The sequence below is a fragment of the Winogradskyella undariae genome, assembly GCF_013285155.1.
Lineage (GTDB): Bacteria > Bacteroidota > Bacteroidia > Flavobacteriales > Flavobacteriaceae > Winogradskyella > Winogradskyella undariae.
On record NZ_JABTEL010000007.1, the window covers coordinates 36708 to 49388 of the forward strand.

General features: G+C 32.2%; 13 protein-coding genes and 1 tRNA gene. 9 read left to right on the forward strand and 5 right to left on the reverse strand.

The window, feature by feature from the left end; all coding sequences use genetic code 11:
• Positions 1 to 23 precede the first annotated feature (23 nt).
• Both rimK and HSX10_RS10855 read right to left on the reverse strand, forming a co-directional pair.
• Positions 24 to 899 (reverse strand): 30S ribosomal protein S6--L-glutamate ligase, encoded by an 876-nt coding sequence (rimK, locus tag HSX10_RS10850; RefSeq protein ID WP_173588248.1) that lies wholly within the window; start codon positions 897 to 899, stop codon positions 24 to 26.
• Complete coding sequence (locus HSX10_RS10855) at positions 896 to 1324, reverse strand: ATP-dependent zinc protease family protein (protein ID WP_173588249.1); 429 nt, start codon at positions 1322 to 1324, stop codon at positions 896 to 898. Before HSX10_RS10855 ends, rimK begins: the two co-directional genes overlap by 4 nt.
• Before the next feature lie 79 nt (positions 1325 to 1403).
• On the opposite strand from HSX10_RS10855, the gene uvrC reads away from it, so the two are divergent.
• Positions 1404 to 3203 carry an excinuclease ABC subunit UvrC gene (uvrC, locus tag HSX10_RS10860; RefSeq protein ID WP_173588250.1) on the forward strand — a complete coding sequence of 600 codons (1800 nt, stop codon included), beginning with the start codon at positions 1404 to 1406 and terminating at the stop codon, positions 3201 to 3203.
• Positions 3204 to 3250: 47 nt separating this feature from the next.
• Entirely contained in the window at positions 3251 to 5488 is a 2238-nt protein-coding gene (locus tag HSX10_RS10865) for a patatin-like phospholipase family protein (protein ID WP_173588251.1), read from the forward strand.
• Between the two features lie 76 nt (positions 5489 to 5564).
• On the opposite strand, the gene HSX10_RS10870 is transcribed toward HSX10_RS10865, so the two are convergent.
• Positions 5565 to 6182, reverse strand: a complete 618-nt coding sequence (locus HSX10_RS10870) for a 50S ribosomal protein L25/general stress protein Ctc (RefSeq protein ID WP_173588252.1) — start codon at positions 6180 to 6182, stop codon at positions 5565 to 5567.
• A gap of 180 nt (positions 6183 to 6362) precedes the next feature.
• Positions 6363 to 7304, reverse strand: coding sequence for a ribose-phosphate pyrophosphokinase (locus HSX10_RS10875; RefSeq protein WP_173588253.1), 942 nt, complete (start codon positions 7302 to 7304; stop codon positions 6363 to 6365).
• A gap of 146 nt (positions 7305 to 7450) precedes the next feature.
• On the opposite strand from HSX10_RS10875, the gene HSX10_RS10880 reads away from it, so the two are divergent.
• Positions 7451 to 7532 (forward strand) — tRNA-Leu (locus HSX10_RS10880).
• A 55-nt stretch (positions 7533 to 7587) separates the two neighbouring features.
• Here the strand turns inward: HSX10_RS10880 and HSX10_RS10885 are convergent.
• On the reverse strand, positions 7588 to 7968 hold the full coding sequence (locus HSX10_RS10885) for a Fur family transcriptional regulator (RefSeq protein ID WP_173588254.1): 381 nt from the start codon (positions 7966 to 7968) through the stop codon (positions 7588 to 7590).
• 79 nt (positions 7969 to 8047) lie between these two features.
• On the opposite strand from HSX10_RS10885, the gene HSX10_RS10890 reads away from it, so the two are divergent.
• From HSX10_RS10890 to HSX10_RS10915, 6 genes are all read left to right on the forward strand, one after another.
• Positions 8048 to 8452, forward strand: a complete 405-nt coding sequence (locus HSX10_RS10890; protein WP_173588255.1) for a MerC domain-containing protein — start codon at positions 8048 to 8050, stop codon at positions 8450 to 8452.
• Positions 8442 to 9107, forward strand: a complete 666-nt coding sequence (folE, locus tag HSX10_RS10895; protein ID WP_173588256.1) for a GTP cyclohydrolase I FolE — start codon at positions 8442 to 8444, stop codon at positions 9105 to 9107. The genes HSX10_RS10890 and folE overlap by 11 nt, the downstream gene beginning before the upstream one ends.
• Positions 9108 to 9175: 68 nt before the next feature.
• Entirely contained in the window at positions 9176 to 10375 is a 1200-nt protein-coding gene (locus tag HSX10_RS10900; protein ID WP_173588257.1) for a GTP-binding protein, read from the forward strand.
• A gap of 18 nt (positions 10376 to 10393) precedes the next feature.
• Positions 10394 to 11023 (forward strand): ABC transporter ATP-binding protein, encoded by a 630-nt coding sequence (locus HSX10_RS10905; protein ID WP_173588258.1) that lies wholly within the window; start codon positions 10394 to 10396, stop codon positions 11021 to 11023.
• Positions 11020 to 12246, forward strand: coding sequence for an ABC transporter permease (locus HSX10_RS10910; protein WP_173588259.1), 1227 nt, complete (start codon positions 11020 to 11022; stop codon positions 12244 to 12246). The genes HSX10_RS10905 and HSX10_RS10910 overlap by 4 nt, the downstream gene beginning before the upstream one ends.
• Positions 12236 to 12673 (forward strand): hypothetical protein, encoded by a 438-nt coding sequence (locus HSX10_RS10915; RefSeq protein WP_173588260.1) that lies wholly within the window; start codon positions 12236 to 12238, stop codon positions 12671 to 12673. Before HSX10_RS10910 ends, HSX10_RS10915 begins: the two co-directional genes overlap by 11 nt.
• The last annotated feature ends 8 nt before the right edge of the window (positions 12674 to 12681 follow it).

Below are 12681 nucleotides of genomic sequence, written 5' to 3' on the forward strand. Positions count from 1 at the left end.
AAATATTTTATGCCTTAAGGACATTATTTTCTATTGCGTTCAATAAATGTGATAATTGCTTTTGCTATATTTTTGTGGGTTGCACCTTCAATGCCTTCTAGTCCTGGAGTAGAGTTTACCTCTAATAGTAAAGGACCACGTTCAGATTGCAGCATATCTACACCACAAACGGGTAGTTTTAAAACCTTAGCTGCATTCATAGCTAATTTTAGTTCATCTTCATCTAATTTTATAATATTAGCAGAACCACCACGATGCAGGTTAGATCTAAATTCGCCTTCTTTACCTTGGCGTTTCATAGCACCAACAACTTGGCCATCTACAACTAAAGCTCTTAAATCGGCACCTTTAGCTTCCTTAATAAACTCTTGTACAATAACTCTTGCTTGTAAACCATTAAAGGCTTCTAAAACAGATTCTGCTGCGTTTTTAGTTTCAGCTAAAACTACACCAAGCCCTTGTGTACCTTCTAATAATTTAATGATTACAGGAGTTCCACCAACGTAATTAATAACTTCTTCAACGTCTCTAGAATAGTTTGTAAAAACTGTTTTTGGCATTCCAATACCAGCTTTACTTAAGCGCTGTAAGCTTCTTAATTTATCACGAGATCTTGTAATAGCATCAGATGCAGCAATAGTAAAAACACCCATTTCTTCAAACTGTCTTACTACAGCACAACCGTAAAAAGTTATTGATGCTCCAATTCTAGGAATAATAGCATCGACATAATCTAAGTAACGATCTTTATAGTAAATGGTTGGTTTTTCCTTTTCTATAATAATGTCGCATTTTAAAGGATCAATAATTTCAATTTTATGACCTCTCTTTTCGCCTTCTTCGATTAATCGTTGAGTAGAATAGAGTTCTGCATTGCGCGAAAGAATTACTATGTTCATTTAATTAGGGTTTGTTTAAAAGATTCGTTTTCTAGATCGACATCGACCAAATATTTATGTTTTAAGAATTGACGACCAATGAGCACAGGAAATTTCATGTCTGATCTAGTGCTTAAAGTTAGGTTAATCTTATACTTTTTTCCAAAGAATATTACAGTTGTTTTTATTTTGTAGCGATTTTCCTTAAAACCGTTACTACTTTTAACATCTGTATAGGTATAAGTGTCAAAAACAACTTCGTCACTTTTAAAATTAGGATGTCCTTTACTTTCAAAAATACAGTAAAGTTTACCATCTTCTTCTCTAACTTTAGAGCAATGAATGGCAGATGTATATGCCCCTGTGTCTATTTTAACATCGATAGTGTTGAGTTTTAGTTCGGGAAAATCGACTTTATCAACACGGCCTAAGGTTTTTTTTGTCATGTTCAAATTTTATAAAAATGAGGCGCAAGGTAATCATAAAGTGTATTAAATATACATAGTTATTATTACCTTTGGTTAAATGCCAGAATCTCCATTAGACATACAAATAAAAACCCTTCCACACCAGCCTGGTGTCTATCAATATTTTGATGCAGACGAGCGTTTAATCTACGTTGGAAAGGCTAAAGATATAAAAAAACGAGTAAGCAGTTATTTTAATAAGCATCACGATTATGGTAAAACCCGTGTTTTAGTTAAAAATATTGTTTCGGTAAAACACATTGTTGTAGAAACTGAAAACGATGCATTACTGCTTGAAAATAACCTGATAAAAAAATATAAGCCTAAATATAATGTGCTTTTAAAGGATGATAAATCGTATCCTTGGATTTGTGTTAAAAAAGAGCGTTTTCCTCGCGTGTTCCCAACACGTCGTGTTATAAAAGATGGTTCAGAATATTTTGGACCTTACACAAGTATGAAAACTGTAAAAACACTATTGGGTTTAATAAAAGGTTTGTATCAATTAAGAACTTGTAATTATGATTTATCTGAATCTAAAATTAATTCAGGAAAATATAAAGTTTGTTTAGAATACCATTTAGGAAATTGTTTAGGGGCTTGTGAAGGTTATGAAACCGAAGAGGAATATCAAGCAAATATTATTGCTATAAGAGAAATTTTGAAAGGGAATTTTAAAGACTCTTTACAACAATTTAGAATTCAGATGCGTCAGCATGCAGAAGCCATGCAATTTGAAGATGCACATAAAATTAAAGAAAAACTTGAGGTTTTAGAAAACTACCAAGCCAAGTCTACCATTGTAAATCCTAAGATTAGTAATGTCGATGTGTTTTCTATTATTAGTGATGAAGGTTATGCTTATGTTAACTTTTTACAACTGAGTTATGGTTCTATTATTAGATCGCACACTTTAGAATTAAAAAAGAAATTACAAGAAACGGATGAGCATTTGTTAACCTTGGCTATAACTGAAATTAGACAGCGTTTTAATTCTAATTCAAAAGAAATTTATGTGCCTTTTAAGGTTGATTTAGGTGGTGATGTAAAAATAACAATCCCGAAACTTGGAGATAAAAAAAGTATCTTAGATTTATCCGTTAGAAATGCGAAGTATTACCGAATGGATAAGATGAAGCAGATAAAAATTGTGGATCCAGACCGGCATGCTAACAGAATTATGGCACAAATGAAGGCTGATTTGCTTTTGCCTGAAGAACCAAGGCATATTGAATGTTTTGATAACTCTAACATTCAAGGGACAAACCCAGTTGCTGCTTGTGTAGTTTTTAAAAACGGAAAACCGAGTAAAAAGGATTACCGTCATTTTAATATTAAAACAGTTGTGGGTCCTGATGATTTTGCGTCTATGGAGGAGGTTGTTTACAGGCGTTACAAGCGTTTGTTAGATGAAGATGAACCATTGCCACAGCTTATTATTATTGATGGTGGAAAAGGGCAATTATCATCAGCTTTAAAAAGTTTAGACGCTTTAGGTTTGCGTAATACCATTGCCATTATTGGTATTGCTAAAAGGTTAGAAGAATTGTTTTATCCAGATGATCCTATTCCTTTATATTTAGATAAGAAAAGTGAAACATTAAAAGTGATTCAGTTTTTAAGGAATGAAGCCCATCGTTTTGGGATAGAGCACCATAGAAATAGAAGAAGTAAAGGCGCTTTAACTACAGAGTTAGAAAATATTTCTGGTGTTGGTGAGCAGACAATTGTTGATTTAATGAAGCAATTTAAAACTGTAAAACGAATTGCTAACGCTAAATTAGACGAACTCGAAGCTGTTGTTGGAGTGTCTAGAGCAAACAAAGTATATAATTATTATCATAAAGAAGAAGCCTAATTTTAAAGATATATCACTTAGGTTTTTTAGGGTTTAGATAAAATAGAATGAAAAAAAAACACCTCATAACGTTATTATTTCTCATTTCCCTTTTTTCATTAAGAGCACAAAATAGCACAACACAATCAGAGCCTAAAGTTGGTTTAGTTTTAAGTGGAGGTGGAGCAAAAGGGTTTGCTCATATTGGTGTTTTAAAGGTTATAGACAGTTTAAAAATAAAAATAGATTATGTTGCCGGCACAAGTATGGGAGCTATTATAGGTTCTTTATATGCGTCAGGTTATTCAGGAAAACAACTCGAAGAAATTTTTGAATCTCAAGACTTTGAGGCTTTAATCAATGATAATTTTTCAAGAGCTTCTAAATCATTTTATGAACGAGAAAATGCTCAAAAATATGTAGCTAGCTTACCTTTTGATAAATTCAAAATTACCTTACCATCGGCATTATCTCGAGGGCAAAACGTTTATAATCTATTATATCAATTAATGCTTCCTGTTGATGATATTAGTGATTTTAGTCAACTTCCTATCCCTTTTTTCTGTGTTGCAACAAATATGGAAACTGGAGAATCTCTTATTATGGATAAAGGAAAGTTGGCAGAAGCTGTAACGGCAAGTGGTGCTTTACCTTCTTTGTTTCAACCTGTTGTTATAGGTGAAGATGTTTTAATTGATGGAGGTGTAACTAATAATTTTCCGGTAGAAGAACTTAGAGCTAAGGGTATGGATGTTATTATTGGTGTTGATGTTCAAGATCCATTAAATGATCGAGAATCTTTGAAATCTGCTTTAGATATCTTACTCCAGATTAATAATTTTCGCACTATAGATGCTATGAAAACTAAAGCGGAATTAGTAGATATCTATATTAAACCAGACATTTCTAACTTTTCTGTAATTTCTTTTGATGAAGGAAAAGATATAATTACACATGGAGAAATAGCCGCAAAAACACAATTAGCTAAACTTCATGAGTTAAAAAGTATACAGCCAAACTATAAAGAGCGTACGAAGCTAGAAGTTATAGATAGTCTTAAGATTAAGGGTGTAAATATAGATGGAAATAAGCGATATACCCGATCTTATATCTTAGGTAAATTAAAGTTTAAAGGGGAAGAGAAAATAAGTTATTCAGATTTTAGACAAGGTATAAATAACCTTATTGCTACAAATAATTTTGATGCCTTTAGGTTTCGTTTAAATCCAACAGAAGATAAATATGAATATAATCTTGTAGGTCAAGCAATAGAGTCTGAGGCTTCTATGTTTCTGCGTTTAGGTATTCATTATGATGGACTTTATAAAAGTGCACTTCTTGCTAACCTTACTAAAAAGAAGTTGTTTTTTAATAATGATATTGCTTCATTAGATGTTATTTTAGGAGATCACTCGAGGTATAATTTTGATTATTTTATTGATAAAGGGTATTATATTAGTTTAGGGGTTAAGTCTCGCTATAATCAGTTTAATAAAAGTGTTACTTCTAGTTTAATTTTAGATGAAAATTCTCCTATACTTACCGGTTTAAATAAAATTGATGTAGAGTTATCAGATTTTACCAATCAAGTGTATTTGCAAACTATATTTAGAAAAGATTTTTCTTTAAAAGTAGGAGCTGAACATAAGCGACTTAAAATAACCTCAGAGACTATATTTAATGAGGATGAAGGAGAGGAGATTGTTTTTGAAAATACAGATTATTTTAGTGTCTTTGGAGAACTGAAATTTGATAATTATGATAATTTCTACTTCCCGAACAGTGGGTTTTATTTTAATGGAAACTTTCATTTATATTTAGACGCATCAGGTTTTAATACCAATTTTTTAGATTTCTCAATAGCTAAAGCAGACCTTGGTTATGTATTTAGTTTTAATGATAAATTGTCCTTAAAAACGGAGGCTAATGGTGGTTTTAAAATTGGTGGTGCTTCTTCAAATTTACTAGGGTTTGGGTTAGGTGGTTATGGCTTTAATTTTATAAATAATTTTTACTCGTTTTACGGGTATGATTATTTAAGTTTAAGTGGTGATAGTTTTATAAAGACAACGTTTACGCTAGGCTATGAGGTTTTTAAAAAGCACCATATTATATTGGCAGCAAACTATGCAAATATAGATGATGGTATTTTTGAGAGTGGAGAATTTCTTTCTTTGCTTAATTATAGTGGTTATGCTGTTGGTTACTCTTTAGAAACTTTTTTAGGCCCATTAGAAGGTAAGTACAGCTATTCTCCAGAGACAGGTGAGAGTAATTGGTTTTTTAACCTTGGATTTTGGTTTTAATTTAATAGAAATATAGCACAAAAAAAAGACTGCCATTTGGCAGTCTTTTTAATATAAACTATAATTATAGTATTATTTATTCTTGAGTAGCTTCTGCTGCATCATCTGCACCTTCTTCTTCATCATCATCATCAGTGTCTACAACTGCTAATCTACTACGTCTTACTTGGCAAATAACAGTGTTATCTGGGTGCATAAATGTGTAGTCTTCATTTTCAAGTGAAGTAATGTAAAGTTTACTACCAACTTTTAATGGTGTAATATCTACTTCAATAAAATCTGGAAGTTTAGATGGAATTGCTTTTACTCTAAGTTTACGTAAAGGCACTCTTAAAACTCCACCATTTAAAACACCTTTAGAAGATCCTACAGTATGTACAGGAATCAACATTGAAATAGGCTTATCTTCGAAAATTTGATAGAAATCGATGTGTAAGATTTTATCTGTTACTGGGTGAAATTGAATTTCTTGCATCATGGCGTTGATAGTATCGCCATTATCTAGATTAATCACAACTGTATGCGCGCTAGCTGTATATACAAGTTTTGAGAATGCCAGTTCTGGTGCTGAGAAATGTAAAGGCTTGTCTCCTCCGTATATAACGCAAGGAACCTGACCAGCATTACGTAAGGCTTTAGAAGCTTTTTTTCCTACGCTTTCTCTTTGAGATCCGTTAATTGTAATTGATTTCATTTTTGAAATGTTTGTTTGTTAAATTTTAATTACCTCATTTTGAGGGGTGCAAATTTAGATATTTTATATGAGAATACTAGTGTTAGTTGTCTGTTTTTTTACTAATGTCTTATTTGTCTATGGTTTAAGGAGATAGAATACTTAAAAGTAGAATAATATAAACATTAATAAAGGAGTCAATTACATTACAAATTTGTTGCTGATAGATTGGTTGTGGTGTACGTTGTTCATCACTTCTGCAAATAAATTGGCACAACTTAAAACTCTTAATTTTTTACTTTCTTGTTTTAAAGGAATAGAATTAGTTACAATTAATTCTTCAAGTTTAGAATTTTCAAGTTTTGTATAAGCATCTCCAGATAAAATAGGGTGTGTACAAATTGCTCTTACACTTAGAGCGCCACGTTCCATCATTAAATCTGCTGCTTTTGTAAGTGTTCCTGCGGTATCTACCATATCATCAACAAGGATAACATTTTTTCCTGTTACATCTCCAATAAGTTCCATATGAGAAATTACATTAGCTTTTGCACGTTGTTTGTAACAGATTACAACATCGCTTTTTAAAGCTTTAGAATATGCATAAGCACGTTTAGATCCACCCATATCTGGTGAAGCTATTGTAAGATTATCTAAGTTTAAACTTTTTAAATAAGGTAAAAATACAGTAGAAGCAAATAAGTGATCTACAGGTTTTTCAAAGAACCCTTGAATTTGATCAGCGTGTAAATCCATTGTAATTATACGAGTTGCACCAGCTACTTCTAACATTTTAGCGACTAATTTTGCAGCGATAGGAACTCTAGGTTTGTCCTTTCTGTCTTGTCTAGCCCAACCAAAATAGGGCATAACTGCAGTAATGTGTCTTGCAGAAGCACGTTTAGCTGCATCGATCATTAAGAGCATTTCCATTAAATTCTCTGGGCCAGGATGCGTAGATCCAATAATAAAAATACGAGTTCCACGTATAGATTCTTCATAAGAAGGTTGAAATTCGCCATCACTATAAGTAGAAGTAATAACGTTTCCTAGTTTAACTCCATACGCTTTTGCGATTTGTTCAGCTAAGTCTTGACTTTGAGCACAAGTAAAAATTTTGGCTTCTGTGGTTTCGTAAGACATTTGTTTTTAGGGTTTTAGTTGTGGTTTGTTGTGTTTTTTATGTGTTGCCAAATTTAGAAAATTATTTTGCGTGAAAAAATTATAAAACCTACTATTTTTTGATGTGTTGCCCGAATTAATTTCTTACTTTTGCGGTCCTATAATTTGCTCAAGTGGTGGAATTGGTAGACACGTTGGATTCAAAATCCAATGTCGCGAGACGTGCGGGTTCGATTCCCGCCTTGAGTACAAAGCTTTGTAAATAGTATTTACAAAGCTTTTTTTTGTCTAAATCTTAAAGCCACTAAACAAAACATTGCTCGCAAAGTCCTTGTATTAGTATCTGAGAAACTTCTACTTTTCGGTTTGGTATATGGGGAATAGGCATGTTTATAGATAAACAATCTACCTTGCCACACTTTAAACATTGAAAATGTGGATGAACATCTTTATGTTTTGATGCAGAACAACCATTACACTTTGCATACCATTTTAGTCCATCTTTCCCTAAAAAAGAATGCAATACACCATCTTCTTCAAGTCTGTCTAATACACGATAAATCGTTGTTTTATTAAACTTAGAATCAAGTTGTTCAATTAATTGTTTTGCAGAAATAGCTTCCTGACCTTGGTTAAATTCGTTAAGTAATGCTTCTACCGATTTTGTTTTTCGTATCACTCCCATAATACAAATATAATGCAACTAAGTTGCGATAACAAATTTTTTGTTTAAGTTTGCAACTGAGTTGCATTAATGTGTGTTTATGATATTTACAAAACAAAAATCAGACGAATTGGGTGCTATGGCAAGTGCGCTTTGCCTTGTTCATTGCGTTGCTACACCTTTTTTATTTATTGTTCAAAGTTGTTCTGTAGCAACTTGTAGTAAAACGCCAACATGGTGGGGATTTATAGATAGTTTTTTTCTTATTATTTCTTTTTTTGCCATTTATCGTTCTGCACAAACCTCAGGTAATAGCTGGGTAAAACCTGCATTATGGGTAAGTTGGGGATTATTGTTTTTTATTATTGTCAACGAAAAAATAGCTTGGTTTTCTATACCTGAATACTGGATTTATATTCCTGCAATAGCGTTAATTGTATTGCATTTATATAATAGAAAATATTGCCAATGTAACTCTGATAAATGTTGTACAAATGAAGGATAAAGAAAATATAATAATTACAGGAGATCATCATCTTTCAGCAAATATTCAAACACCATTACGTAAAGATGCGTTTGAAAAAACGGATGCTGAAAAGATTGAAAATATTCAATATCATTTTAAAAAGATAATGGAAGAATTAGGTTTAGACCTAACAGACGATAGTTTGTCTGGCACGCCATATCGCTTTGCTAAAATGTATGTAAAAGAGTTGTTTTATGGTTTAAACCCTGCAAACAAACCTAGGTTATCTACGTTTGAAAATAAATACAATTATAAAAAAATGTTAGTGGAGCAGCATATCACTATCAATTCTGCTTGCGAACACCATTTTTTACCTATAACGGGTTATGCACATGTGGGTTATATTCCTAAAGATAAAGTTGTAGGACTTTCTAAAATTAATCGTCTTGTCGATTATTATTCTCGTCGGCCTCAAGTTCAAGAACGCTTAGTGCTTCAGATTTTACAAGATTTACAAAACGCTTTAGAAACTGAAGATGTCATTGTTTCGGTAACTGCAAAACACCTCTGTGTGTCTTCAAGAGGTATAAAAGACCAAAGCAGTTATACAACAACTTTAGAATATGGCGGACGTTTTTCAGAGACTGCAATTCGACAAGAGTTTTTAAATATTGTAGCACAAGAGACAACTTAAATAAGGAGGCGATAAAGTTATAGCAATTACAAATAAGTCCATTTTTATAGATATCAATTATTAGTTATATGAAAAAATTACCTGTAACGGTTTTAAGTGGTTTCCTAGGTTCAGGAAAAACCACATTGTTAAATCATATTTTACATAACAAACAAGGTTTAAAAGTTGCTGTAATTGTTAATGATATGAGCGAAGTGAATATCGACGCACAATTCATTGAAAACGAAAACACATTATCTAGAACCGAGGAGACGCTTGTAGAAATGTCTAACGGCTGTATTTGTTGTACACTTCGTGAAGACTTAATGATAGAGGTTGAAAAACTAGCGGCTCAAAATAAATTTGATTATTTGCTCATAGAAAGTACGGGTATAAGTGAGCCTATTCCTGTTGCACAAACCTTTTCTTTTGAAAGCGAAGATGGTAAAATTGATTTAAGTCGGTTTAGTTATATAGATACTATGGTTACGGTTGTGGATGCCTTTAATTTTTTAAAAGATTTTTCTAGTGCCGATTATTTAACCACTAGAGCACTTACAGATATAGAAGGGGATGATAGAACTATTGTAAATCTATTAACCGACCAAATTGAGTTTGCTAATGTGATTATCATTAATAAAATAGATTTAGTTAATGAGGAGCAACTTAAAGAACTTAAAAGCATTCTTCATAAATTAAATCCAGAAGCAGAAATTCATCTTACTAATCAATCAAATATAGCTTTAGGTGCTATAATAAATACGGGATTATTTGATTATGACAAAGCAGAAGCTTCTGCGGGTTGGGTAAAAGAACTTGAAAATGAGCATACTCCCGAAACTGAGGAATATGGTATTAGTTCTATTGTTTTTAGACGTCGAAAGCCCTTTCATCCAGAACGTTTTTTAAATTATTTAAATTCAGGTTTTCCTCAAAATATTATTAGGAGTAAAGGATTGTTTTGGGTGGCTTCAAGATCTAATCAAGCCTTAATATGGAGTTCTGCGGGTGGATCTTGTAAAGCGGATTCTGCTGGAGTTTGGTGGGCATCTATGCCTTTTTCAGAGCGTATAGATTACAATGCGTTTAATGAGAATCAAGCAGATATCGAATCTAATTGGGATGTATTGTATGGAGACCGAAAAATAGAATTGGTATTTATTGGCCAATATTTAGATAAGGCAGCTGTGATGGCACAACTTGAATCTTGTTTGCTTACAGATCAAGAGGTTCTGTTGTGGGAAAATAATAGGTTCCCTCAAGAGGATCAATGGCCTGTAGTTAGATAAAGAAGATTAATTTTAAAAATGGTACAAACGCGTAATCTTACATTTCAATATAAAAAAAAGGATGCGATGTTTCGTTTTCCTGATATCAGTTTAGAGAAGCAAGAACACTTGCTCATTTTGGGAGCGTCGGGTATAGGTAAAACGACTTTATTGCATCTTTTAGCGGGGGTTTTGCAACCGTCTTCTGGTATTATTTTTATAAATGAAGAAGATGTAACCACATTACACCAGCGGAAATTAGATCAGTTTAGAGGGCAAAACATAGGACTTGTTTTTCAAAAAAAACATGCTATTACCTCTTTAAATGTGCTCGAGAATTTACAAGCACGTTTGTATTGTAGTAAAAAACCTGTCAATCAAAATAAGATTGATGCTTTATTGTCTCAATTAGATTTATTACAGCATAAAACCAGTAAAATAAATGCCCTTAGTGAGGGGCAATTACAGCGTCTCGGTATAGCATTAGCTGTAATACATCAACCACAACTTATATTAGCTGATGAGCCTACCTCTAGTTTAGATGATAAAAATTGTAAAAAAGTTATAGAATTATTAATAAAACAAGCAGCACAAACTGAAGCTAGTTTAATTGTCATTACTCATGATCATCGAATAAAATCCTATTTTCAAAATACCATAACGTTATGAATATTTGGAAAATTAGTATACAAAACATAAAAACAAAACCTTTATATACATTTTTAAGCATTTGTATTTTAGCACTTAGTATTACGCTTCTTTTAGGAATAGAACAGTTAAAACATAGTTTTAAAAACCAAATAGAAACTAATTTAGGAAAAATAGATTTAGTTATTGGAGCCAAAGGCAGTCCGTTACAATTGGTTTTAGCATCCGTATTACATTTAGACAATCCAACAGGGAATATTTCATATAGTGAAGCTAAAAAAATAGGGAAAAACCCAAGAATTAAGTCGGTAGTGCCTATTTCTTATGGTGACAATTACAAAGGTTTTAGAATTGTAGGAACTACTAATGATTTTCAAAAAATATATCAAGCCGAATTAGAAACAGGGCGTCATGTAGAGAAATCTATGGAAGTGGTTTTGGGAGCTACTGTTGCAAAAACATTAAATATTAAAGAAGGAGATACTTTTTTAAGTTCTCATGGTTTAGTGGAAAATAGTGTGGATGTTCATGCTGATGAATTAACTGTGGTTGGTATATTAAAACCGACACAAAAAGTAATAGATCGCTTAATTGTTACTAATTTAGAAAGTGTTTGGGATGTGCATCATCATGAAGAGGAGGTAGATGAAAATCAAACGGAGCACCATCACCATCATTATGAAACAGCGGAAGAGGAAAAGGAAATCACTTCATTATTAGTTACCTTCAAAAGTCCTAGAGCGCTTTTAACTTTTCCTATAAAAATTAACGAAAGTACCAATATGCTTGCTGCTTTACCCAAGTATGAACTTCATAAATTATATGAATATACAAGTGTCGGTTTTCAAACCATTTCTTGGATTGCCTATTTAATTTTAGTGATGTCGTGCTTAACCATTTTTATCAGCTTGTATAAAATGGTAAAAGAGCGCGCTTTTGATTTGGCTATTTTACGAACTTATGGTGCTAGCAATTTCCAGTTAATAAAAATGGTGTTGTATGAAGGTGTACTTATAGCTTTTTTAGCATTTGCCCTTGGCTTTTTACTCGTTAAAATAGGATTAAATTATGTAGTTGATTTTATAGCCTCTAAGAGCCAGCGAAATATACTTCAAGAATTGCCTTTTCAAGAGGTCTTACACTTGGGAGGTCTTGTACTTTTAATGGTGATTTTTTCTGCAACATTAGCTTTATACCCGATTATAAAAATGAATATTTCAACAATTTTAAGTCATGAAAAATAACCTTCTATATGTAATTGTATTTTTATCTTGCTTCTTAGGTTTTAGTCAACAAAAAATAACTTGGGAAGACTTATCAAAGGTTGATTATGAAGATAGATTTTTTCCTATTTATGAAGAATATTATAAGTACCCTACCTTTTTACCTTCTGTAAAGGCATTGGCAGGGAAGCAAATTGAAATTACAGGTTATTTTTTAAATATAGCACCAGAAGATGGCGTTTATATATTGTCTAAAACACCAATGTCTTCGTGTTTTTTTTGTGGTCAAGGTGAGCCAGATACTGTAATTGAACTTCAATTTAAAGAAGTACCAAACTTTAAAACAGATGCTGTTGTGGTTATGACAGGTAAATTAGTGTTAAATAGGAAAGATGTAGATCATTTTATTTTTATTCTTGAAGACAGTAAAGGAGAACTTGTAGATTAATTATTATA